The sequence below is a fragment of the Neorhizobium sp. PAMB6716 genome, assembly GCF_058242805.1.
In genome coordinates this window covers 2,741,519-2,766,034 of record NZ_CM177835.1, presented here as the reverse complement: position 1 = coordinate 2,766,034, position 24,516 = coordinate 2,741,519, and the positions used below count along the sequence as shown (strand labels likewise).

Sequence of the window (24,516 nt, the reverse complement as noted above, 5' to 3'; positions counted from 1 at the left end):
ATGTCAGGTGCTTCTTCATGTCACGTCAAAATCATGCCTTGGACCGCGTATCCAGCCTGCCGTTCGAGCCGTCGGAAAGACGGGACGGGCGCAACGGCGTCTTCACCAGTGGTCCGGAACAGACGCACGTGCCACCAGCGTCCCATTCGCTGGCCCCTCATCTGCTGGGTCTGCCGTTTCCCGTTTTATCCTGGGGCGAAACGCTTCTGGTGCTCGATGCGGCAGCCCGTGCGCGGAGCGGCAATCGTACCGTTGGCTTCCTGACATTTGCCGGGTTTTGCCGCTCGATCGTCGATCCTGCCGCACGCGAAAAACTGATGGCCCGCATTCTTCTGCCGACAGATCGCACCCTGGCGCTGATGTTGTCGGTTGCCGCGCGCCGACCGGTCGATGCGGTTGATACGTTCCAGCCGGTTCAGGTCGTCTCTTCGCTCCTCACCTACATGGAGCGCCGCCGTATCCTGCTTGTCGGGTCAGATGCCAAGCGCCTGGAGGCGGCGCACCGTTTTATCCGCAGCCACGCACCATGGCATGAGGTCATCACCGCGGCAGATTCGGCAGGCGCCGATCTTCTTCTTGTCGATGGCGAAGGCAGTGCGGCCGAAAGCCGGGTGGAGCAGGATGCCAATCTGCTCCATCATGGCCTCATCGTTCCGACCGAGGATCTGTTTACGCACTGTGTCGCGCACCAGCGGGCATGCCAAGAGCCCACCAGCTACTATGGATGATCTGCCTGCCGCACACCGACCTCTCGGCTGAACCCAGGCGACACGTCATCTTCTCCTGTCTGCCAAACGCGGCAATCCCCTTGCAATCGCCGTTTTGACAGCATAGGGCGTTGGGGAAGCGACACGGCCCAGGCTTTGTTGTGCGTGCTCCGGCAGGCGCGACAGGGCCGCGGCCGGCACCCGGAACCCCATGAGGAGACATGCGCGTGGCGAAAATCATCGATGGCAAGCAGTCGGCGGCAACCGTCACCGATATCGTGACGCAGGCGGCGGCAAAGCTTGAGGCGGAAGCCGGTGTGAAGCCCGGGCTTGCCGTTGTTATCGTCGGTGATAATCCGGCAAGCCACGCCTATGTCGGGGCCAAGGGCCGCATGGCCAAGCAATGCGGGTTCAATTCCATGCAGTACACGCTGCCGGAAGACACCACACAGAACATGCTGGAAAACCTCGTCGAGAAGCTCAACGCCGATCCGGCCGTGCATGGAATTCTCGTGCAATTGCCGCTGCCGGGCCACCTCAATTCCGAACCGGTCATCCAGTCCATCCGTCCGGAAAAGGATGTCGATGGCCTGAACGTGGTGAATGCCGGCAAGGTGGCGAGCGGCGATCTGGCAAGCGGCCTCGTCTCCTGCACGCCGGCGGGCGCCATGATCCTGGTGCGCAACGAACATGGCGCCGATCTGTCCGGCCTCAACGCCGTCGTCATCGGTCGCTCCAACCTCTTCGGCAAGCCGATGGGCCTGCTTCTGCTGGCGGCCAATGCCACCGTCACCATGGCCCATTCGCGCACGAAAGATCTCGCGACTGTCTGCCGGCAGGCCGATATCCTGGTCGCCGCCGTCGGGCGTCCGCTGATGGTCAAGGCCGACTGGGTGAAGCCCGGTGCCACCGTCATCGATGTCGGCATCAACCGCGTCGATGCGCCGGAAAAGGGCGAGGGCAAGACACGCCTCGTCGGCGATGTCGCCTTCGACGATTGCCTCGATGTGGCCGGTGTCATCACGCCGGTGCCGGGTGGTGTCGGACCGATGACCATCGCCATGCTGATGGCCAATACCGTGGTTGCCGCCTATCGGTCGCTCGGCCGTCCGATCCCGACTTTCTGACGTCCACGGCCGCCGGCTAAATTCTGCAGCAGCCTGTCAGGCCGGCGCCGGACCTGTCGAGGCGCGCACGATCAGGTCTGCCGTCCACAATTCGCCAAGCAGCGTGGGTGCGTCGGGATCGGCAACCGCTGCGATCAGCCGCTCGGCTATCCTGCGGCCGGCGTCGCGCAGCGACGAGCCGGTCGTTGTCAGCGGCACGATGAAGTTTTCAGGCTTCAGCAACATCAGGTCGTCGTCATGGGCGATGAGCGAGATATCACGCCCCAGAACCTTTCCCGCCTGGCTGATGGCCCGCACCGCGCCGAGCGCCAGAACCGTGCTGGCACACAAAACGGCCGTCGGTCGCACGTCGCTGTCCAGGATCTGCGCCATCTGGCGGTAACCGCTGGCATCGGTCATCAGCGTGTTGCTGACGGCGTGGTCCTCGAGCGTCAGGCCACGTGCCGCAAGCGCCTGTTCGATGCCCATGCGGCGGCGGATGGCAAAGTCGAGATCGGCCGGGCCGTTGATCAGCGCGAAACGCCGATGGCCGAGGTCGAGCAGGAATTCCGTTGCCTCGCGAAACGCCCGCTCATTGTCCACGTCGACATAAGGATAATCCTCGGCAAGTCCCAGAGAGCGGCCATGCACGATGAACGGCGTCGGCAGCGATTTTGCCATGGCGATGCGGCTGTCGTGCTCGCGCATGTAGGCGAGATAATAGGCATCGACGCTGCCGCTTGAGACCAGCCCGCGAATGGCCTGTTCTTCCTCGTCCGGCTGGGAGGGCATGATGACGAAATGAAATTCATGGGCCAGACATTCATCCGCCAGCCCGCGCTGGAATTCGGCAAAATGGATGTCGGCTGATTGTTCAGACGCAATCGGCATGATGAGGCCGATGGAGCCGGCCTTGCCTGTGGCCAGCCTGCGGGCGGCGCGGTTTGGCCGGTAACCGGTTTCCTGCACGGCCTTCAGCACGCGAAGCCGCGTCTGGGCATTCACCTCCGGGTATCCGTTGAGGGCACGGCTGATCGTCGTCTGCGACAGGCCGAGCAATTCAGACAATTGTTTGAGGTTCACGACCTGAAATTCTCCGTCCCATGCAGCTGTTCTCCCGCAAGCCGCACCCAAAGCGCTTCGGACTGTATCAGCGCATCTATTTGACGGAAACGCAAAATTGGACTTTCCTGACCTTCGCCCTACCTGAATTCACACTTTGCAGAAGGAACATGCATTGGAAAAAGCCCTTGACTTGAGGGCGGTCGCCATGGCTTTCTTCCACTCAAAGCGCTTTGAAAGCCTTTAAGCAGATCTGGGTGGGAAGATCAATTAAACATTAAGGGAGGAATTCGACGTGAAATCAGTATTGCTGGCAAGTGTTGCCGTGTTTTCCATGGTTTTTACTTCGGTTCAGGCGGCCGATTTGAAGTTTGCGCCGGGGCAGGATGCAAAATTTAACTGGAAAAGCTATGATGACTTCAAGGCAGCCCATGGTGACCTAAAGGGCCAGTCGCTCAGCGTCTTCGGTCCGTGGCGCGGCGATGACGAGATCCTCTTCAAGACGGTTCTGGCCTATTTCAATGCGGCGACCGGTGCCAACGCGCAGTATTCTTCCTCTGAAAACTACGAGCAGCAGATCGTTATCGATACGCAGGCCGGTTCGGCGCCGAACATTGCCATCCTGCCGCAGCCGGGCCTTCTGCAGGATCTCGCCTCCAAGGGTTTCCTTGCGCCGCTGAAGTCGGACACATCAGATTGGGTCAAGACCAATTACGGTGCCGGCGACAGCTGGGTGAAGCTTGGCACCTACAAGGGCAAGGATGGCAAGGATGCCTTCTTCGCCTTCCCCTACAAGGCCGACCTGAAGTCGCTCGTCTGGTATGTGCCGGAAAATTTCGAGGAAGCCGGTTACAAGGTTCCCAAGACCATGGAGGATCTGTTCAAGCTCTCCGACCAGATCGTCAAGGATGGCGGCACACCCTGGTGCATCGGGCTCGGTTCCGGTGGCGCCACCGGCTGGCCGGCCACCGACTGGGTGGAAGACCTGATGCTGCGCATGAACACCGGCGAGACCTATGACAAATGGGTTTCGAACGAGATGAAGTTCAATGACCCCAAGGTCGTCAGCGTCATCGAGGAATTCGGCAAGTTTGCCAAGAACGAGAAATATGTCTCGGGCGGCGTCGCAGCTGTGGCCTCGACCGACTTCCGCGACAGCCCGAAGGGCCTCTTCGGCATTCCGCCGAAATGCTACCTGCACCATCAGGCCTCTTTCATCCCGACCTTCTTCCCAGAGGGAACCAAGCTCGGCACGGATGCTGACTTCTTCTACATGCCGACCTATGCGTCGAAGCCCGAGCTTGGCACGCCGGTTCTGGGTGCCGGCACGCTGGTCGCCATCACCAAGGATTCGCCTGCCGCACAGGCCTTCGTCGAATTCCTGAAGACCCCCATCGCCCATGAAGTATGGATGGCGCAGTCCGGTTTCCTCACGCCTTACAAGGGCGTGAACATCGAAACCTACGCCAATGATGCGCTGAAGAAGCAGGGCGAAATTCTCTCCACCGCCACCACCTTCCGTTTCGACGGGTCTGACCTGATGCCCGGCAAGATCGGCGCCGGCGCGTTCTGGACCGGCATGGTCGATTTCGTCGGCGGCAAGTCAGGCGAACAGGTGGGCACCGAGATCCAGAAGGCCTGGGACGGCCTGAAGTAACCGCCATTAAAGGCGCCGCCGTTTCAAAAGAACGGCGGCGTGCCTTGCCTTAAAACAATCAAGCGGCATCAAGCCGGGTCCAGGGCAGGACCGTGGAGGAGGGAACATGGCATCGCAGATCGTCTCGGCTGTCGGCGTAATGATCGTCGGCGTGTTTGCCTGCGCATTCTATTACTGGCTGTCCGACAAGCTGCTGAACCTTGCACTTCCGGTGCGCGACGGCGACGTGACGCAGGCCTCGCGCAATCTCAACCGGCGCGCCACCGTGCGCCCCTGGCTGTTTCTCGGCCCGGCGCTTCTGCTGCTCGGCATCTACCTCGTTTATCCCGTCATCGCCACGTTCATCCTCTCCTTCTATGATCGTTCCGGCGTGAATTATGTCGGCCTTGCCAATTACCGCTGGGCCATTTTCGATGACGGTTTCCGTCAGTCGATCTTCAACAACATTCTCTGGCTTGCCGTGGTGCCCGCCGCCTGCACCTTCTTCGGCCTCGTTATCGCCGTGCTGACCGACCGTATCTGGTGGGGCAATATCGCCAAAAGCATCGTTTTCATGCCGATGGCGATCTCGTTTGTCGGCGCCTCCGTCATCTGGAAGTTCATCTATGAATATCGCGGTGCCGGGCAGACGCAGATTGGTCTCTTGAACGCCATCGTCACCTTTTTCGGCGGTGATCCTGAGGTGTGGATCGCCATGCCGTTCTGGAACAATTTCTTCCTGATGATTATCCTCATCTGGATCCAGACCGGTTTTGCCATGGTGATCCTGTCGGCCGCTTTGCGCGGCATTCCGGAGGAAACCATCGAGGCTGCCGTCATCGATGGCGCCAATGGCTGGCAGATCTTCTGGAAAATCATGGTGCCGCAGATCTGGGGCACGATTGCCGTCGTCTGGACCACCATCACCATTCTCGTCCTGAAGGTCTTCGATATCGTGCTGACCATGACCAACGGCCAGTGGAGCACGATGGTGTTGGCCAACCTGATGTTTGACTGGATGTTCCGCGGTGGCGGCGATAGCGGTCGAAGTGCGGTTATCGCGCTCATCATCATGGCCGCCGTCACGCCGATCATGGTGTGGAACATCCGCCAGGCAAATCGCGAGCAGGGAGGTCACTGAGATGGCAAACATCGCCACCCGCATCCGCCGCGTCGGCCTGCCGCGCCTCATCGTTCACCTTTCGGTTCTCTTCATCGCCATTCTCTGGCTGGTGCCGACGCTCGGCATCCTTGTCACCTCCGTGCGTGACAAGGGTCAGATCACCACGTCCGGCTGGTGGACGGCATTCAGCAGTTCGACGCAGACCAGCGCCGGGCGCCTCGGAGACCCATCGACCGCGCGCCAGGATGGCGCCAATTACGTCATCACTGGCTCCGTTTTCGAAGAAGGTCAGGGCGGCACGGTGCGCGCCTTTGGTGTTCGCGTGCAGGAGCCATCGGCCTTCCCGGCCGACGAACCGGCAGATCTCGGCGAAGGCGAGACGCTGACCGTCAAGCCGGATGGCTCTTACGTCTACACCAAGAATGCCCCTTTCGAGGGCTCGCGTGGCAAGCGCATCTATCTCTCGGTTGCCTCGCCGCCGGCCTTCACCTTTGACAATTACCGCACGGTGGTGAATGCCGAGGGCATCGGGCAGGCCTTCATCAACTCGCTGACGGTGACGATCCCCGCCACCATCATCCCCATTCTGATTGCCGCCTTTGCCGCCTATGCGCTGTCGTGGATGCATTTTCCCGGCCGCACGCTGATCATTGCGCTGGTCGTCGGCCTCATCGTTGTGCCCTTGCAGATGTCGCTCATTCCGCTGTTGCGGCTTTATAACGAGGTCGGCAGTTTCTTTGGCACCTCGTCCAAGACCTATGCCGGCATCTGGTTGGCCCATACCGCCTTCGGCATGCCGCTCGCGATCTATCTGCTGCGCAATTACATCGCTGGCTTGCCGAAGGAAATCATCGAAAGCGCGCGTGTCGATGGCGCCTCGGATTTCGAGATTTTCGTGAAGATCGTGCTACCACTGTCCTTCCCGGCGCTTGCCTCCTTCGCCATCTTCCAGTTTCTCTGGGTGTGGAACGACCTTTTGATTGCCATCGTGTTTTTGGGCACGGGACGCGACCAGCTGGTGCTGACGGGCAGCCTCAATGCGCTGCTCGGCTCGCGCGGCGGCAATTGGGAAATTCTGACGGCATCGGCGTTCATTACCATCCTCGTGCCGCTTTTTGTGTTCTTCGCTCTACAACGTTATCTGGTGCGCGGCCTCCTGGCGGGTTCCGTCAAGGGCGGTTGAGCACTTTCATTTTCAAGGTTTCCTTTCCATGCTTGCTTCTTCCCAGACCATCGAAGCGCCGGATGCCGATTGGTGGCGCGGCGCGGTCATCTACCAGATCTACCCGCGCTCCTATCAGGATTCCAACGGCGATGGCGTCGGCGACCTGAAGGGCATTACCGCGCGCCTGCCGCACATCGCAGCGCTCGGCGCAGATGCCATCTGGATCTCGCCCTTCTTCCCGTCGCCGATGAAGGATTTTGGTTACGACGTCTCGAACTATACGGATGTCGATCCGATGTTCGGCACGCTGTCGGAATTCGACGCGCTGATTGCCGAGGCGCATCGTCTGAAGATCAAGGTGATGATCGACCTCGTCATCTCCCACAGTTCCGACCAGCATGCCTGGTTCATCGAAAGCCGCTCCAGCCGCTTCAACCCGAAGGCCGACTGGTATGTGTGGTCCGATGCTAAACCCGATGGCACACCGCCGAACAACTGGCTGTCGATCTTCGGCGGGTCCGCCTGGGCCTGGGATCCGACGCGCATGCAATATTACATGCACAACTTCCTCACCTCGCAGCCGGATATGAACCTGCACAATCCGGAAGTGCAGGATGCGCTGCTGGATGTGGTGCGTTTCTGGCTGAAGCGCGGCGTCGATGGTTTCCGCCTCGATACGATCAACTTCTATTTTCACGACCGGGAGCTGCGCGATAACCCGGCGCTCGCGCCGGAACGCCGCAACGCCTCCACCGCGCCGGCGGTGAACCCTTACAATTTCCAGGAACACATCTACGACAAGAACCGCCCGGAAAACCTCGAATTCCTGAAGCGCTTCCGCGCCGTGTTGAACGAATTTCCGGCCATTGCCGCCGTTGGCGAAGTGGGCGACAGCCAGCGTGGTCTGGAAATCGTCGGGGAATATACGTCCGGCGGCGACAAGATGCAGATGTGCTACGCCTTCGAATTCCTGGCGCCTGATATGCTGACCGCCGAGCGCGTGGCCGAGGTGCAGCATTCCTTTGCCGCCGCTGCCCCTGAGGGCTGGGCCTGCTGGGCCTTTTCCAACCATGACGTGGTGCGCCATGTCAGCCGGTGGGGCGCTGAGGTGCATGATCGCGATGCCTATGCCAAGCTGCTGGCCGCCATTCTTCTGACCCAGCGCGGGTCCGTTTGCATCTATCAGGGCGAGGAACTGGGCCTCACGGAGGCCGATATCGCCTTTGCCGACCTGCAGGACCCCTATGGCATCCAGTTCTGGCCGGAATTCAAGGGCCGCGATGGTTGCCGCACACCGATGGTGTGGGATGATCATGCCGTGCAGGCCGGCTTCTCCAGCGCCGAAAAGCCATGGCTTCCGATCCCGGTCGAACACCAGATTCGCGCCGTCAACGTGCAGCAGGGCGATCAGTCCTCCGTGATGGAGCAGTACCGCCGTTTCCTGGCCTTCCGTCGCCAGCATCCGGCCTTTGCCAAGGGCGAGATCCGCTTCCTGCCGGTGGATGGCAATGTGCTGGCTTACGAGCGCACGTTCGGCAACGAGACGGTGCTTTGCCTGTTCAACATGAGCGCGGACCCGGCAGAAGCCAGCCTGCCGGAAGGCGACTGGATGGCGCTGGAAGGCCACGGCTTTGACAGCGTGATTGATGCGCGCACCATAAACCTGCCGGCCTGGGGCGCGTTTTTCGCACGCCACGCCTGAAGACAAAAAAGGGGAGAGAGACATGGCCGGACTGGTTCTGAAGGATGTTCGCAAGGCCTATGGGCAGGTGAAGGTGCTGCACGGCATCGATCTCACCATCGCCCAGGGTGAATTCATCGTCTTCGTCGGCCCGTCCGGCTGTGGCAAATCCACGCTGTTGCGGATGATTGCGGGGCTTGAGGAAATCAGCGGCGGTGATCTGCTGATCGATGGCCAGAAGGTCAACGAAGTGCCGCCCTCCAAGCGCGGCATCGCCATGGTCTTCCAGTCCTATGCGCTTTATCCGCACATGACCGTCTACGACAACATGGCGTTTGGCATGCGCATCGCCAAGGAAAGCAAGGAAGAGATCGACCGGCGTGTGCGCGCCGCTGCCGATATCCTGCAACTGACTCAATATCTGGAGCGCCTGCCGAAAGCGCTCTCCGGCGGCCAGCGCCAGCGTGTCGCCATCGGCCGCGCCATCTGCCGCGATCCCAAAGTCTTCCTGTTCGACGAGCCGCTGTCGAACCTCGATGCGGCGCTGCGCGTCGCCACCCGCATCGAAATCGCCAAGCTCAACGAGAGCATGCCCGATACCACGATGATTTATGTGACGCACGACCAGGTGGAGGCGATGACGCTCGCCGACCGCATCGTGGTTCTCTCGGCCGGCCGTATCGAGCAGGTCGGACCGCCGCTCGAACTGTACGAGCGGCCGAAAAACCTGTTCGTCGCCAAATTCATCGGCTCTCCCGCCATGAACATCATCCCGGCCACCATCAAGGAACCCGGCGAAAACACCGGCATCGAGCTTCGCGGCGGCACCATCGTTTCCGTGCCGGTGGCAACGTCCGCTTCCGAAAAGGGCAAGGTCGCAAGCTTCGGCATTCGCCCGGAAGACCTGACGGTGACGACGGGCGACAATTATCTTTTCGAGGGCAAGGTCGCCATCGTCGAAGCGCTTGGCGAAGTCACGCTGCTTTATATCGATGGTCTCTCCGACGAAGAACCGATCATCGCCAAGATCCCCGGCATCTTCAAGGCGGAGAAGGGTTCTGTGCTGCGCTTTACCGCGACTGAGGACAAGATGCATCTCTTCGATGCAGACGGCCAGACCTACCGGCGCTGACATTTTTGGCCCATCATTCCCCCTGGCGGGCGGCAAATGGCGATTTTTGTTTATCCAGCGCTCACGGACGTTCAGTGCGCTCTGCTCCGGTTCTCGAAATCACCGTTTTCGCGGCGCCGCAGAGAAGTCTTGAACAGATTGTGAGGAATATCAGATCTGTCTTATCTGACAGGGCCACGGAATCTGGAGCTATTCTTCATACGCTCTATTAAGCTTCCGGTTCTAAAGTCATCGCGTCCAGCAAGTTCATGTCCGAGGCCGCGATGACCGTTAACCCGAAAAACTATCTGAAACGGGAGGAGTCCTTCATGTACGACCGCGAAACGCGGTTTCGCATGGAAGACACGATGAACGCCGCGCGCATCGAATATACCGAAAAACACGTCATGCACATGGCATCCCGCCGCTGCGACATGGTGCGCGTCTCCATGAGCGGCGCCGTTCTGGCGCTGCTGACGCAGTATAACCTGCCCAACGAATTCGTGCTGGATATCCCCGACGCCCGCATCATGAAAGTGGGCTGCATCCTCATGCGCACCAACACCAATAACACGATCGACGTGCGTTTCCTGCGCCTGCTGACGCAGAAGGAACTGGATCGGATCTTTATCTTTTCGACCCATCCGGCACATCGGGACAAGAAGATGGATGTGCGGAGCTGGTGAAGGGGGCTGTGGGCTAAACAGCTAGCCAAGTCTAAATAAGTCTAGTGTTTCCGCCGGATATCGTTACCCGGGTTTCAACGTACCGCTTTTGCCGAATTCCGACGCCAAGGCTAATCCACACCCGCAAGCCTCACCGTCCCCATCCTGAACCAGGCCTTGGTGATCCGGCCATCGGTCACCTCATAAATGCAGATCACATCCACCTCGCCGGGGCCGTCCTGAAATGTGCGGGTCACGGTTTCGTGGTCGATGACGAGATTGCCCATCACCATGCGGTTGATGAGGTGGCCGTGGAGGTTGGTTTCCTTAAAACGCTCGATATGGCGGTCCCGGATCGCCTCTGCACCGTCGGCGAGGAGTTGATCCGGGAAGGCGTAATATTGGCAATCGGGCGCCCACCACGCCATGAAGGCGTCGATATCGCGGGCGTTGTAAGCCTCAAGCTGCTTTTCGACGGGATGAACAACCTCTTCAGACGCAAGCTTGCTCATCCGCTCATCCTCACCCGAAAAACACGCTTGCGCCGGAATCGGCCGGGCCGACATGGCGGCGGAAAGGCGCAAAAAGTTCGCGGCCCATGCCGAATTCGTTGTCTTCGAGATCGGCTTCAGCCAGCGGGCGGGCGGCAAATTCGGTGGCGTCGGCCAGAATTTCCAGCGTGCCGTTGACGGCATCGAGGCGCACGATATCGCCGTTGCGGATCTTTGCGATGGCACCGCCGTCGCAGGCTTCCGGGGTCACGTGGATGGCGGCCGGCACTTTGCCGGATGCGCCGGACATGCGCCCGTCAGTCACCAGTGCCACCTTGAAGCCGCGGTCCTGCAGCACGCCAAGCGGGGGGGTGAGGCGGTGAAGTTCCGGCATGCCGTTCGCCTTCGGGCCCTGGAACCGCACGACGGCGACAAAATCCTTGTTCAACTCGCCGCGCTTGAAAGCATCCTGCAGCTCCTGCTGGCCGTGGAAGACGATGGCGGGGGCCTCGATCACGTGGCGCTCCGGCTTGACGGCGGAAATCTTGATCACCGCCTTGCCGAGATTGCCGTGCAGCATTTTTAGCCCGCCATTCGACTGGAACGGCGTGTCGATGGTGGAGAGCACTTTTGGATCGCCGCTCACCTCGGGGCTCTTTTCGCGCATGACAGCGCCCTTTTCATCGAGCTTGGCCTCGACCGTATAGGCCTCAAGCCCCTGACCGAACACGGTGCGCACATCGTCATGCACAAGGCCGGTTTTCAGGAGCTGCTTGATCAAAAAGCCCATGCCGCCGGCCGCATGAAAATGGTTCACGTCAGCAAGGCCGTTCGGATAAACACGGGCGAGCAGCGGCACGACGTCCGACAGCTCGGAAATATCCTGCCAGGTCAGGTGGATACCGGCGGCGCGCGCCATGGCAACGAGATGCAGCGTGTGGTTGGTCGAGCCGCCGGTGGCGTGCAGGCCGACAACGCCATTGACGATGGAGCGTTCATCGATCATCTCGCCGGCCGGCGTGAATTCGTTGCCAAGTGCGGTGATGGCCAATGCGCGCTTCACGGCTTCCTTGGTCAGCGCTTCGCGAAGCGGCGTGCCGGGATTGACGAAGGAGGCGCCGGGCATGTGGAAGCCCATGATTTCCATCAGCATCTGGTTGGAATTGGCAGTGCCGTAGAAGGTGCAGGTGCCCGGGCCGTGGTAGGATTTGGATTCGGCCTCCAGCAGTTCGGCGCGGCCAACCTTGCCTTCTGCATAAAGCTGGCGAATGCGGGATTTTTCGTCGTTCGGAAGTCCCGTCGTCATCGGGCCTGCCGGAATGAAGATGGCGGGCAGGTGGCCGAACGTCAGCGCTGCAATGACAAGGCCGGGCACGATCTTGTCGCAGATGCCGAGATAGACGGCAGAATCGAACATGTTGTGGGAGAGGCCGATGCCGGCGGCCATGGCAATCGCATCGCGCGAAAACAGCGACAGCTCCATGCCTGGCTGTCCCTGTGTCACGCCATCGCACATGGCCGGCACGCCGCCGGCCACCTGCGCCACGCCGCCGGCTTCGCGGGCGGCATCACGGATGATCTGCGGAAAGATCTCGTAGGGCTGGTGGGCCGAGAGCATGTCGTTATAGGCGGTGATGATGCCGAGATTGGGGACGACATCGCCGGCCAGCGCGTCCTTCTCGGCGGGGGAACAGACGGCAAATCCATGGGCCAGGTTGCCGCAGGAGAGGGTGGAGCGGTGGACGCCCTTCGAAATCGCCTTCTGCACGCGGCCGAGATAGGCCTCGCGGTGCGGCTTTGATCGCTCGACTATGCGGGCGGTGATCGCTTCGATGCTCGAATGGGCAGCCATGGCCAATCTCCATACATGGATCCAGCGGGCCGGGACTGCCCGCCGGTTTTCAGGTTTCTGTTGCAACTTGCGCCGCAGGCTGCAGCGCGTGTGCGGGGCCTGTTCAGGGCGCCCAGTAGATCTCGAGGTCGGATCCGGCCCGGTTCAGCATGGCGCGGATCGGCATTTCCATCTCGTCAGAGCCGCCTTCTGCGCGCGCCAGAACCTCTTTCTTCTGGTCGCCTTCGATATGCAGAACCAGAAGGCGCGCATCGGCAAGGCTTGAGAAGGTAAAGGTCAGGCGTTCTTCGCCAGCACCATCGGCGTCCATCGTCATCACGCCGCGTGGCGTGTCTGCCGCAATGGCACGCTCCAGATGGTTGCCACCGGGAAAGAACGAGGCGGTGTGTCCATCCGTTCCCATGCCAAGGATCGCCACATCGAAGGGATTGCCGATGTCAGCCGTGCGGTCGGTGGCAATCGCGGCTGCCTGGAGGGCAGAGGCCACATCGGCGTAAAGCGGCAGGAAGATTGCGCCCGCCGCCTTGTCCTTCAGCAGGTGGGTTGCCACCAGCAGATGGTTGGAGCGCGGATTGTCTGCGGGCACGAAACGTTCGTCCACCAGTGTCACCGTCACCCGTTCCCAGGCGATGTCACGGCCCGAAAGCGCCTCGAAGAAGCGCTTTGGCGTGGAGCCGCCGGAGACGGCGATGGAGGCGGAGCCACGGGCGGCAATCGCCTCGGAAAGCTTTGTCGAGACGTCGAGCGCCAGCTGCGCGGCAAGCGCTTCGGCATCGGCGAATGCGTGAAGATGCGCGCTCATCGGCATCAACCCTCGTGCCAGGTGCGGCCGTCACGCTCGATGAGCGCAATGGCCTGGCTCGGACCCCAGGTGCCGGCGGTATATCCTTGCGCCAGCTGGCCGGTGGCTTCCCAGGCCTTGAGGATCGGGTCCACCCATTTCCATGCCGCTTCCACTTCGTCGCGGCGCATGAACAGCGTCTGGTTGGAGCGGATCACGTCCATCAGCAGGCGCTCGTAGGCATCGGGGCTGCGCACGTTGAAGGCGGCGGCAAAACTCATGTCGAGCGAGACATTGCGCAGGCGCATGCCGCCCGGACCGGGGTCCTTGATCATCAACGACTGCTTGACGCCCTCATCCGGCTGCAGGCGGATGATCAGCTGGTTTGCCGAAATGCGACCGGCTGCGGGATCAAAAATGTTGTGCGGGATCGGCTTGAAGGTGATGACGATTTCCGACATGCGGCTCGCCAGCCGCTTGCCGGTGCGGATGTAGAAGGGAACACCCGCCCAGCGCCAGTTGTTGATCTCGGCCTTGATCGCCACGAAGGTTTCGGTGTTGGATACGCCGCCTTCCAGCTCTTCCAGATAGCCCTTGACGGGGCCACCGGCAGAGGCGCCGGCGCGGTACTGGCCGCGCACCGTCATCTGCTCCACATTGGCAGCGGTCACCGGCTTCAGTGCGCGCAGCACTTTCAGCTTTTCATCGCGCACGGCTTCCGAATCCATCGAGGACGGCACTTCCATGGCAACGAGGCAGAGGAGCTGCAGGATATGGTTCTGCACCATGTCACGCAGGGCGCCGGCGGTATCGTAATAACCGGCACGGCCTTCGAGGCCGACCGATTCGGCCACCGTCAGCTGCACATGGTCGATATACTGAGCGTTCCAGAGCGGCTCGTAGAGGGCATTGGCAAAGCGCAGCGCCATCAGGTTCTGCACGGTTTCCTTGCCAAGGTAATGATCGATACGGAAGATCTGCTCTTCCTTGAACGCCTTGCCGATGTTGTCGTTGAGATCAAGAGCGGAGGCGAGATCACGGCCGATCGGCTTTTCCACCACGATGCGTGTCGATTTGGTGATCAGCTTGTGGTCGCGGATTTTTTCGGAAATCGCCCCGAAAATGGCGGGCGCCACGGCGAGATAAAAGGCGCGGACGCGCTCCTTGCCGTCATCCAGCAGCTTTTTCAGGACATCCCAGCCGGCATCGGACTTGGCATCCACCGACACATAGAACAGGCGGGCGAGGAACTTTGCGACTTCCGCTTCGTCGTATTCACCCTCTTTCAGGAATTCCTTCAGCGCGTCATTGGCGAAGGTACGAAACTCCTCATGCGTCAGCGCACTGCGCGAGGCGCCGATGATACGGGTCGGTTCGGTGAACTGGCCTTCAATCTGGCGGTGGTAGAGGGCCGGAAGGAGCTTGCGCTCAGCAAGGTCGCCGGTGCCGCCGAAGACGACATAGTCAAAGGGTTCCACGGGGATGATCTGGCTGCTCATGCCTTGCACTTTCCAAGTCTCGAGGTTGTGGATTTCATAATCTAATCGATTTAAAAATGCCAGCCCGCTTCTGTTATTTTGTCGCGGGCGTAGCCGTTTCAGCTTTGGTTGCGTGGCGCCCCGTCATGGGGAGAAGGGCAGGGTGGCCACTTTATCCTGTCGGCCTGCATTCCATGTGATCCTTGTGCCGACCCTTTTTCGGGCATGGCCTCAAAATCTGTCCCGAAGCGCAAACCAGGTCAGCGCCAGAAACAGCAGGGGGCCGCGCAATCGCTGTCCCCCCGGAAAGGGCGGAACCTGAAGGTCGGTCAAAAGATCCAGTTCGCTGGAATTGCCGGCCACCACGTCAGCATACATCTTACCCGCATAGTTTGACAGCATGACGCCATGGCCGGAATATCCCGCGACAGACGTGACGCCCGGCATCACCTCGCGCGCAAACGGCTTTCGCGTCAGCGTAATGCCGACCGAGCCGCCCCAGGCATGGGTAATATCGATGTCCTTCAGATCCGGGTAAAGCTCGGCGATCTGCTTGCGGATGTGCTGGGAAATGTCACGCGGGCTGTCGGCGGTATAGGCCTCGCGACCGCCAAACAGCAGGCGTCCGTCCTTGCTCTTGCGGAAATAACGCACGACGAAGCGGCTATCGGCCACGGCCTCGTTGCCGGGGATGACCTTTGGAAACGCATCGAGCGGCACGGTTGCGGCAATGAAGGAGCGGATCGGCATGACATGGGCTGCCGTCTCGCGTTCCAGATTGCCGATATAGGCATTGGTGGCAATCAGCACACGGTCGGCGGTGATGCGGCCACTGGGCGTCTCGATCAGCGTCTTGCCGCCGTTTTGCGTGATGCTCAGCGCCCGCGTCATCTCGCAGATACGTGCGCCTGCCTGCGCTGCTGCCCGCGCCAGACCGACCAGCAGTTTCAGCGGGTGGATATGGCCGGTGCCGGTATCGCGCACGCCGTAATGATAAGCCGAGGAGCCAAGCCGGGCCGCCGTTTCCTCGCGGTCCATGAATGTCACATGCGGATAATCGTAACGGGTCGCCAGAAGATCGGCGGAGCGCCGATAGGCATCCTCATGGCCCTTCTTATGCGAGACATTCATCTGGCCGGGCAGAAAGTCCACGTCGATGCCGTGGGTTTCGGCAAAATCGAGAAGGTAACGTTTGGCGTTTTCCGCGAGATCAAACAGCGCGCGGGAACGCTCGTAGCCCAGTTCCGGCTCAAGCTCGTCCGGCCAGGCGCGCTGGCCGGTTCCAAGCTGGCCACCGTTGCGCCCGGATGCGCCGTCGCCGAAGCGCCCGCCCTCGATGAGAAGAACGTTGACGCCGCGCTCGGCCAGATTATAGGCCGCCTGCAATCCGGTGAAACCGCCGCCGATGATGGCGACGTCAACGCTTGTCGATCCGTCGAGCGGCGGATAGGTGGGGCGCTCGACAACGCTGTCCTGATACCAGGATATGCCGGGCGCGATGGGGCTTTGCCATCTCTCCCGGCTGCTGTTTTGGGTGCCGTTCATGCGGCCACCTTACACGTTCAAGAGCAGGAATTCACGCTCCCAGGGACTGATCACCTGCATGAAGGTTTCGAACTCGCCACGTTTGACGCCGGCATAGATGCCGATGAATTCCTTGCCGAACACTTCTTCGAAGGCCGGTTCGCCTTCCAGAAGGGCCACGGCTTCCAGAAGCCCGCGCGGCAGCTCGATAGAGCCTTCGTTTGCCGTATCATAGGTCGGTTCCGTCGGCTCGATCTCGCGCATCATGCCAAGGAAACCGCAGCCGAGCGAGGCAGCGAGCGCCAGATAGGGGTTGGCATCGGAGCTTGGCAGGCGGTTTTCCACGCGCCGGGCGGCCGCATCGGAAATCGGCACGCGAAACGCCGTGGTGCGGTTGTCGTAACCCCAGGCATTGTTGACCGGGCAGGCCATGTCGGGCGTCAGGCGGCGATAGGAATTGACGTAAGGCGCCAGCATGACCAGCGAGCTTGGCACATATTTCTGCATGCCGCCGATGAAGTTGAAGAAGGCGCGCGAGGGGGAGCCATCCTTGTTGGAGAAGATGTTCTGCCCGGTCTTGATGTCCACCACCGACTGGTGAATGTGCATGGCAGAACCGGGCTGGCCCTGCATGGGTTTCGCCATGAAGGTGGCATAGATGCCGTGCTTCAAGGCCGCCTCGCGAATTGTGCGCTTGAACAGGAACACCTGGTCGGCCAGCTGTACCGGGTCGCCGTGGCGCAGGTTGATTTCCAGCTGCGCCGGGCCTTCCTCGTGGATCAGCGTGTCGATCTCGAGACCCTGCTTTTCGGAAAAATGGTAGATGTCGTCGATCAACTCGTCGAATTCGTTAATGCCGGCAATCGAATAACCCTGTCCGCCGGAAATCGCGCGGCCCGAACGGCCCTTTGGCGGATGCAGCGGATAATCCGGGTCGTCATTGGTGGCGACGAGGTAAAACTCGATTTCTGGGGCAACAACGGCCTTCCAGCCCTTTTCCTCGTAAAGCCGCATGACGTTTTTCAAGACGTTGCGCGGCGTATAGGGCACGGCCTCACCTTCGGTGCCGACGATGTCGCAGATCACCTGCGCCGTCGGATCGCTTTCCCAGGGCACGACGGAGAGCGTCGAAAGATCCGGCACCAGCTTGATGTCGCTGTCGCGCGAATCGTAGCGGAAGTTTGCCGTCTCATCCGGATATTCGCCTGATATCGTGTGGCGGTAGAGCGCGGATGGCAGCGCCAGCGAGGTGTTGGAGGTGAATTTCGAGGTCGGCATCATCTTGCCGCGGGGAACGCCGGCAAGGTCCGGCGTAATGCATTCAACGTCCTCGATGCCACGGGCCTTCAGCCAGGCGGCGGCCTCGCGCCAGTTCTCCACCCCGCGCAGCGAGGTGAGGGTGGGGTGGGCTGCGGCAGCCTTGCGCGCGCTTCCGGGTGCTGGGGCAGACGGCTTCTTTTTAGGCGGCATGGGTCACCGTATCTCGTTGACGATGGTCCTATCATAGCGGGAACACAGCAATTGGCGAGGGGGGATGGCAAGGCGAACCAATTGACTTTGCCTTTGGGATCGCAAACAGGAGGAGACGATCGATGACAGGGACAGGCCCGGTGAAGCGCAAATATGATGTGGTGGTGCTGGGGGCGGGGGCGGCCGGCATGATGTGCGCCCTGCGCGCCGGCGGGCTTGGACGCTCCGTGCTGGTGCTTGACCATGCCAAGGCACCGGGGGAGAAAATCCGCATTTCCGGCGGCGGGCGGTGCAATTTCACCAATCTCCACGCATCGCCGGCCAATTACATCTCCGCCAACCGGCATTTTGCCAAGTCGGCACTTGCCCGCTACACGCCGCGCGATTTTCTGGCGCTGGTCGAAAAGCACCGCATCGCCTGGCATGAAAAGACACTCGGCCAGCTGTTCTGCGATGACAGCGCGCGCGATATCGTGCGCCTGCTGCTGGAGGAAATGCGCGCCGGCGGCGTGACACTGGAACTGCAGCAGGCCGTCAACGCGGTGGAAAAGACCGAGAGCGGCTTTCGCATCCTGCTCGACGGCGGCGCCGTGGAGGCGGATGCGCTGGTGGTGGCAACCGGCGGAAAATCCATCCCGAAAATGGGCGCGACGGGCCTTGCATACCGGCTCGCCGAACAGTTTGGCCTGGCCGTGACCGAGACAAGGCCGGGACTGGTGCCGCTGACGCTTGATCCGCAGCTTTTGCAAAAACTGTCGGCGCTGTCAGGCGTGGCAGTGGAGGCAGAGGTCAGTCACGGGAAGACGTCGTTTCGCGAGGCGCTGCTGTTTACCCATCGCGGCCTCAGCGGCCCGTCCATCCTGCAGATCTCCTCCTACTGGCGTGAGGGCGAGGAGGTGGTGCTGAAGCTGGAGCCTGACATCGATGTGCTGGAGCGGCTGAAAGCGGCGCGCAAGGCCAATGGCCGTCAGGCTTTGCAGACGGCGCTCGGCGAGATCCTGCCGCGACGGCTTGCGCAGTTCTTTGTAGACGAAATGGGCCTGTCCGGCGCCATGGCAGACCAGTCCGACCGGCATCTGTCCGCGGTTGCCGCAGCCGTGCAGGCCTGGGCATTAAAGCCGGCCGGGTCGGAAGGTTATCGCACGGCGGAAGTCACGCTGGGCGGGATCGATACGGCAGCGCTCGATTCCCGCACCATGCAGGCGAAATCCGTGCCCGGCCTTTATTTCATTGGAGAATGCGTCGATGTCACCGGCTGGCTCGGCGGCTATAATTTCCAGTGGGCCTGGGCTTCCGGCCACGTCTGCGGCGAGACGCTCGGCGGTCTCTGAGTTACGCACTCTGGCGCTGCGGCAACATGTTCCGGATCGACACAGATCGCGGCATGTTTTCTCGTTTTAGTATAGTCGAAAATTCAACCGTACCATTCTAGGTCGATTCTTCAGAGATTGTTTAGCGGCTGATGGCAAAACAGAACAGGCCCTCATCTTGAAGGGCATGCTCTTTTCCGCTGCGCATATTTCAGAGGTTTTTTCCATGGTCGTCGATCGCCTGCTTGCACGCTTCAAGATCCAGACGAAGGTCATTGCGTTTATTGTCCCCTTTGTCCTCAGTATTTCGGCGGTGGGCCTGTCGGGTCTTTACGCATCGCGCCTTTTGCAGACCCGGATGGACATGTCCAACACGGTGCTGCAATCGCTGAGCGGCTTCAAGCAGGTCTATTCCGGCATGAGCGATTTCCTCCAGCATCCGAGCGAGGCAACGCGGGTGACGTTGAACCAGCAGATCGCCGGCCAGGCCGAACTGTTGAAGGCGGTGCGCGATGCCTCCAGCATCGATAGCGACAACACCGACATCGGCACTGCAATTGCAGGCACAAGCGCCATCGGCGCCCAGGTGGGCAAGCTGTGGTCGCTCTACCAGGATGAGGTCTCGCTGCGCCAGGGGATCGACCAGGATCTCGGTGCCATCGTCAAACATCAGGCCGACATCCTCAACTATGCCACCGTGACCCGCGACAACCTTGCCATCGACGAGGTCAAGGCCAAGGCGCTGCTGCGCGACGCCGAAAAGTTGACGCGCGGCGCCGGCATCCTGTCGAAGCTGGTGACGGATTTTAACGGCCAATCCCAGCCGGACCAGAAGATGGCGGTGGCAAAAGCCCAGGTCGAGGCATTGAAGGTAGCCGTGGCGGATATCGGCCCCGCCCTGCCGCTGGATCAGAAGGTGCTTGCCGATCAGCTTCAGGACAGCGTTCAGCAGATGGCAAGGCAGTTGGACATCGGCGTGGTCAACGATGCAACGATCGGGGCGACGGATCGTGCCGTCAACCTCATGCGGCCGGCTGCCATCCGCCTTCAGGGCGCGGCCACGACCAAGGCACGCCAGGCAACCGAAGTTTTCGGTCAGCTCGATGCGCCGATTGCGGCAGCCACAAATTTTCTCGTGTCCGCCCGCCAGGTGCTCGATGCGGTCAAGGTTCTGGAGCTGAAGACGATCCGCTACACGTCTTCTCCTGACAGCAACGGTCTGACCGAGTTGCAGGGCGCGTTGATGTCGCTCGACGTATCGGCGGGCACGATGAAGGCCGATGGAAGTTTTCCGAAGGAAGCACGCGACCGCGCGTCTTCGATCCTGCCGCTGATCATCACGCTGGAGGACAAGTCCATCACCCTTCTCGATCTGTCGAAGAAGCGGCTCGATGCCTTTTCCGCAGCCGAGCAGGAAATCAACACCATCTGGAACAACCTGACGCAGTTTGCCGCTCACCAGCGCGATGCAGCCGGAACCGAGCGCGAAAAGGCAAACCAGATTTCCGTCGGCGCCATGGCGCTCGGTATTCTGGTGGCGATCTTTGCCGGCATCGGGCTGGTCTTCACCTTCAAGGGGCCGATCCTGCAGATTGCCGCCACCATGCGCCGCCTTGCCGCGGGTGACCTCGATACGGCGATTGACGGCGAAGCGCGCCGGGACGAGATCGGCGACATGGCGCGCGCGCTTGGCATCTTTAAGGAAAATGCGCGCGAAAAAGTGCGCATCGAGGCGGAAAGCGAAGAAGAGCGCGCCGCAGCAGAGGCCGAGCGGGCGCACAACGAACGGGAGAAACAGGACATAGACCGGCAGATCCAGTTTGCCGTCGCAACGCTTGCCTCAGGCCTTGAGCGTCTGGCGGAAGGCGATGTCTCCGCCACCATCGATACGCCCTTCGTCGGGCGCCTTGAACAGCTGCGCACCGATTTCAACCGCTCGATGACCCGCCTTCAGGAGACGATGTCGCTGATCAAGGGCAATGTCGTGGCCATCCAGGGCAATGTCCGCCAGATGTCGCAATCGACGGACGACCTGTCGCGGCGTACCGAAACCCAGGCGGCCTCGCTTGAACAGACGGCCGCAGCCGTCAGCGAAGTGACGATGAATGTACGCGCTGCTGCCGACAAGGCGCGTGAAGCAAACACCATCGTTGCCGAGACACGCCGCAGCGCCGATAGCTCGCTGACGGTGGTTGGCAATGCGATTTCGGCCATGCAGCGCATCGAGGGTGCCTCGCAGAAGATCGCCCAGATCACCGAGGTCATCGATGGCATCGCCTTCCAGACCAATCTTCTGGCGCTGAATGCAGGCGTCGAGGCTGCCCGTGCAGGCGATGCCGGCAAGGGTTTTGCGGTGGTCGCGCAGGAAGTGCGCGAGCTTGCCCAGCGGTCCGCAGGCGCTGCCAAGGAGATCAAGGGCCTGATCAATGCCTCCACGCAAGAGGTTGCTACCGGTTCGCATCTTGTCCAGCAGACCGGCGAGGCACTGGCCACGATCGGCGCGCAGATTTCCAGCATCAGTGCCCATGTCGAGGATATTGCCACGGCCTCGCGCGATCAGTCTTCGGCGCTGCACGAGGTGAACGGTGCCGTTGGCCAGATGGACCAGCTGACCCAGCAGAATGCCGCGATGGTGGAAGAAACCAGCGCCGCCAGCCGCCAGCTTGCCGAAGAGGCGGACCAGTTGGTGATGCTGCTTGAGGAGTTCCGCCTCGAACAGCACGGTCAGGGTGGTCACGCGCAGCGCAGCGCTGCCTGATTATGGCGCAGGAAAAGCCTGTCGGCAGCACCTGCCGGCAGGCTTTTTACCATAAACGGGCTCGACAGCTGCCCGGCATACATGGCACTGTCTCTATTCAGTACTTCTTAAGTAACGTGTCGCATTCTGAGGGCCTCGCTTCTGTATCCCGATGGCTCAGCCTCTCGGCTTCTTTTGCGAGAAAGGTCTGCGGTGGCATCCAGTGCGTGTTTTTTGCACCGGGTGCCGCAATGCGCACACAGTTCTGACCGATGAAGGAATTGTCGCGCCTGTCTGTCGTTTCGCGGCAGAAAATCTGTTGTTCTGGGGATCGTACCATGCATAAACACCGCGCGCGTGCCATTGCCATTGCTGAAGCCCGTACCAAGGCCAGCCTTCGTCTTTCCCTGTTCGTGTTGGCCGTCTGCGCCAGCGCCGCGCTTCTGGCGCTTCCGGGCATTTTCTGAACCATCCTCAGACCTTGAGCGATATGCCGTTTCTGACCGCCGGTTGCCTGATTGCTGTTGCCCGGTTTCATCTCCACGGCTGATCCACGAGAGCGTCACCTTCTCTGCCTGCGCACCAAGGCGCGGGCAAAGAGCGTTTTTGCTGGCCCGACCCCTGTCCCAAAACGATCTCCTCAATTGATGATGCGCAAGTTTATGTCTCTTTTACTTTACTGATGTAAGCTGACTTTTACTGAGCAGTGATCGGTTTCATGAAGGGGGCCTCATGTCCAAAATCTTGCCCGCGTCCGTTACGTCGCGTATTCTTCTTCTCTGTCTTTCGCTTGTTGTCGTCGCCGTCGCAGCGGTTGGGGGAATGACCTACACCTATATGCGCGCCGACATCATGGAGCAGACCGCGACCGACGCCCGTGCGGCAATGCGGGCCATGGCAACGCTTTACGATGCCTCGGTGGAAGGCTCCGACATCCAGGTGGCAAATGCGGTCGTCACGGGCGTGCGCCAGCAGGGCGTCCTGCAATTGCCCGATCATTCTCTGGTGGACCGCACGGCCCAGTCGATCAACGGCGTTGCCACCGTCTTCCAGAAGCAGGGCAGCGATTTCGTCCGCATCTCCACCAATGTGAAGAAGGAAAATGGCGACCGGGCCACCGGCACCAAACTTGCCGCCGACCATCCGGCCCAGGCATTTCTCGCCCGGGGCGAGGCCTATTATGGCCCGGCGGTCCTCTTCGGCCGCAGCTTCGTCACAGGTTATTTCCCGGTGAAGGATGCCGCCGGCGCCGTCAGCGGCGTGCTGTTCATCGGCATTCCGCTAGAAGTCTATTTCGCCCAGATTTCGTCCACTGCCTGGGTGATGATCGTGACCGGCCTAATTGCCATCGCAGCCGTCGGGCTTCTGGGTTTCGTGATGATCCGTCGCCTCGTGCGGCCGCTGACGGTGCTGACCGGCACCGTGTTGAAGATCTCCTCCGGGGAAGATGTGGCGGTGCCTTATGCCGATCGCCGCAACGAGTTTGGCAATATCGCCCGGGCGCTTGAAGTGTTCCGCAGCAATGCGCGCGAAAAGCAGGCCGTGGAAAATTCTGCCGCACGCGAACGCGCCGAAGCCGATGCAGACCGCCGTCGCAGCGACGCGGAAAAGCAGCGCGTCGACCAGGATATCGATTTTGCCGTGGCCGAACTCGGCACCGCGCTCGCGCATCTCTCGCAGGGCGATCTTTCGCGCACCATCGAAACCGCGTTTTCCGGCCGCCTCGAACAGTTGCGGGTGGATTTCAACCGCTCCATCACCAATCTGCGCGATACGATGGCGCGCATCCGCCATAGCACGCTGTCGATCCAGAAGGGCACGGCAGAGCTTAGCGCCTCCTCCGACGATCTGGCGCGCCGCACCGAATCCCAGGCTGCCTCGCTGGAAGAAACCGCAGCCGCCGTTGATGAAATCACGGTGACGGTGACCAATTCGGCCGAACGGGCCCGCGAGGCAAATCAGGCCGTTTCCACAACCCGCAAGACCGCCGACAGCTCCTCCACCGTCGTGTCCAGCGCGGTGGATGCCATGGGTCGCATCGAGGAAGCCTCGCAGAAGATCGAGTTGATCATCGAGGTGATCGACGATATCGCCTTCCAGACGAACCTTCTGGCGCTGAATGCCGGCATCGAGGCGGCGCGTGCCGGCGAGGCGGGCAAGGGGTTTGCGGTGGTGGCCCAGGAAGTGCGGGAACTTGCGCAACGTTCCGCCAGTGCTGCCCGCGAGATCAAGGACCTCATCAACCAGTCGAGCAACGAGGTGCGCAACGGCTCCGAACTGGTTCAGCAGGCCGGCAAGGTTCTCGCCGCCATCAGCGAACAGATTTCCGGCGCCAGCCGCCACGTGGAATCGATTGCGACCGCCAGCCAGGACCAGTCTTCGGCGCTGAAGGAAATCAACGGCACCGTCAACAAAATGGACCAGTTGACCCAGCAGAACGGCGCCATGGTGGCCGACACCAGCCAGGCCAGCGCAAGGCTTGCCTCCGAGGCCGACGTGCTGATGCAACTGGTAGAACAGTTCCGCATCGAGATGGGGCATGCCGGCTCTCGCCGGGCGGCTTAACTTACCGTTCTCGACATTGATGATCTCATGGAAAAGGGCGCCGTTCGGGGCG

At 61.0% G+C, this 24,516-nt stretch carries 19 protein-coding genes; 12 read left to right on the top strand and 7 right to left on the bottom strand.

Going from position 1 to position 24,516, the window contains the following annotated elements; genetic code table 11:
* Positions 1 to 17 precede the first annotated feature (17 nt).
* Positions 18 to 728, top strand: coding sequence for a hypothetical protein (locus AC4CWH_RS13470; protein WP_491319145.1), 711 nt, complete (start codon positions 18 to 20; stop codon positions 726 to 728).
* Between the two features lie 206 nt (positions 729 to 934).
* The gene (gene folD / locus AC4CWH_RS13465; RefSeq protein WP_491319144.1) at positions 935 to 1,834 is read left to right on the top strand and encodes a bifunctional methylenetetrahydrofolate dehydrogenase/methenyltetrahydrofolate cyclohydrolase FolD; all 900 of its coding nucleotides are present in this window, start codon (positions 935 to 937) and stop codon (positions 1,832 to 1,834) included.
* Positions 1,835 to 1,870: 36 nt separating this feature from the next.
* Here folD and AC4CWH_RS13460 read toward each other — a convergent pair whose 3' ends face one another.
* A complete protein-coding gene (locus tag AC4CWH_RS13460) occupies positions 1,871 to 2,896 on the bottom strand; it encodes a LacI family DNA-binding transcriptional regulator (RefSeq protein WP_491319143.1) in 1,026 nt (341 codons plus the stop codon).
* Between the two features lie 313 nt (positions 2,897 to 3,209).
* On the opposite strand from AC4CWH_RS13460, the gene AC4CWH_RS13455 reads away from it, so the two are divergent.
* The 6 genes from AC4CWH_RS13455 (at position 3,210) to AC4CWH_RS13430 (ending at position 10,277) form a co-directional block, all read left to right on the top strand.
* Complete coding sequence (locus tag AC4CWH_RS13455) at positions 3,210 to 4,532, top strand: ABC transporter substrate-binding protein (protein WP_491285426.1); 1,323 nt, start codon at positions 3,210 to 3,212, stop codon at positions 4,530 to 4,532.
* Positions 4,533 to 4,638: 106 nt separating this feature from the next.
* Positions 4,639 to 5,652, top strand: coding sequence for a carbohydrate ABC transporter permease (locus tag AC4CWH_RS13450; protein ID WP_491282564.1), 1,014 nt, complete (start codon positions 4,639 to 4,641; stop codon positions 5,650 to 5,652).
* A 1-nt stretch (position 5,653) separates the two neighbouring features.
* Positions 5,654 to 6,817 carry a carbohydrate ABC transporter permease gene (locus tag AC4CWH_RS13445; protein ID WP_491319142.1) on the top strand — a complete coding sequence of 388 codons (1,164 nt, stop codon included), beginning with the start codon at positions 5,654 to 5,656 and terminating at the stop codon, positions 6,815 to 6,817.
* Between the two features lie 28 nt (positions 6,818 to 6,845).
* Positions 6,846 to 8,501, top strand: coding sequence for a beta-galactosidase BglA (gene bglA, locus AC4CWH_RS13440; RefSeq protein ID WP_491319141.1), 1,656 nt, complete (start codon positions 6,846 to 6,848; stop codon positions 8,499 to 8,501).
* Positions 8,502 to 8,523: 22 nt separating this feature from the next.
* On the top strand, positions 8,524 to 9,612 hold the full coding sequence (locus AC4CWH_RS13435) for an ABC transporter ATP-binding protein (RefSeq protein ID WP_491319140.1): 1,089 nt from the start codon (positions 8,524 to 8,526) through the stop codon (positions 9,610 to 9,612).
* 308 nt (positions 9,613 to 9,920) lie between these two features.
* Positions 9,921 to 10,277 (top strand): hypothetical protein, encoded by a 357-nt coding sequence (locus AC4CWH_RS13430; RefSeq protein WP_491282560.1) that lies wholly within the window; start codon positions 9,921 to 9,923, stop codon positions 10,275 to 10,277.
* A gap of 110 nt (positions 10,278 to 10,387) precedes the next feature.
* Here the strand turns inward: AC4CWH_RS13430 and AC4CWH_RS13425 are convergent, their stop codons facing one another.
* The 6 genes from AC4CWH_RS13425 to AC4CWH_RS13400 form a co-directional block, all read right to left on the bottom strand.
* Positions 10,388 to 10,768, bottom strand: a complete 381-nt coding sequence (locus AC4CWH_RS13425; RefSeq protein WP_491319139.1) for a nuclear transport factor 2 family protein — start codon at positions 10,766 to 10,768, stop codon at positions 10,388 to 10,390.
* Positions 10,769 to 10,778: 10 nt separating this feature from the next.
* Complete coding sequence (gene edd / locus AC4CWH_RS13420; protein ID WP_491319138.1) at positions 10,779 to 12,599, bottom strand: phosphogluconate dehydratase; 1,821 nt, start codon at positions 12,597 to 12,599, stop codon at positions 10,779 to 10,781.
* Between the two features lie 103 nt (positions 12,600 to 12,702).
* On the bottom strand, positions 12,703 to 13,401 hold the full coding sequence (pgl, locus tag AC4CWH_RS13415; protein WP_491319137.1) for a 6-phosphogluconolactonase: 699 nt from the start codon (positions 13,399 to 13,401) through the stop codon (positions 12,703 to 12,705).
* Positions 13,402 to 13,406: 5 nt separating this feature from the next.
* A complete protein-coding gene (gene zwf / locus AC4CWH_RS13410; protein WP_491282555.1) occupies positions 13,407 to 14,879 on the bottom strand; it encodes a glucose-6-phosphate dehydrogenase in 1,473 nt (490 codons plus the stop codon).
* Positions 14,880 to 15,089: 210 nt separating this feature from the next.
* Positions 15,090 to 16,403: an NAD(P)/FAD-dependent oxidoreductase gene (locus AC4CWH_RS13405; RefSeq protein ID WP_491319136.1), complete on the bottom strand. Its 1,314-nt coding sequence runs from the start codon at positions 16,401 to 16,403 to the stop codon at positions 15,090 to 15,092.
* A gap of 9 nt (positions 16,404 to 16,412) precedes the next feature.
* Positions 16,413 to 17,852, bottom strand: a complete 1,440-nt coding sequence (locus tag AC4CWH_RS13400) for a glutamine synthetase family protein (protein WP_491319135.1) — start codon at positions 17,850 to 17,852, stop codon at positions 16,413 to 16,415.
* Between the two features lie 122 nt (positions 17,853 to 17,974).
* On the opposite strand from AC4CWH_RS13400, the gene AC4CWH_RS13395 reads away from it, so the two are divergent.
* The 4 genes from AC4CWH_RS13395 to AC4CWH_RS13380 all read left to right on the top strand — a co-directional run bounded on the left by AC4CWH_RS13395 (position 17,975) and on the right by AC4CWH_RS13380 (position 24,464).
* Positions 17,975 to 19,183, top strand: coding sequence for a BaiN/RdsA family NAD(P)/FAD-dependent oxidoreductase (locus AC4CWH_RS13395; protein WP_491319134.1), 1,209 nt, complete (start codon positions 17,975 to 17,977; stop codon positions 19,181 to 19,183).
* Between the two features lie 205 nt (positions 19,184 to 19,388).
* Positions 19,389 to 21,920 (top strand): methyl-accepting chemotaxis protein, encoded by a 2,532-nt coding sequence (locus AC4CWH_RS13390; RefSeq protein WP_491319133.1) that lies wholly within the window; start codon positions 19,389 to 19,391, stop codon positions 21,918 to 21,920.
* 317 nt (positions 21,921 to 22,237) lie between these two features.
* Positions 22,238 to 22,366 (top strand): hypothetical protein, encoded by a 129-nt coding sequence (locus AC4CWH_RS13385; protein ID WP_491282550.1) that lies wholly within the window; start codon positions 22,238 to 22,240, stop codon positions 22,364 to 22,366.
* A gap of 265 nt (positions 22,367 to 22,631) precedes the next feature.
* On the top strand, positions 22,632 to 24,464 hold the full coding sequence (locus AC4CWH_RS13380; protein ID WP_491319132.1) for a methyl-accepting chemotaxis protein: 1,833 nt from the start codon (positions 22,632 to 22,634) through the stop codon (positions 24,462 to 24,464).
* Positions 24,465 to 24,516: the final 52 nt, after the last annotated feature.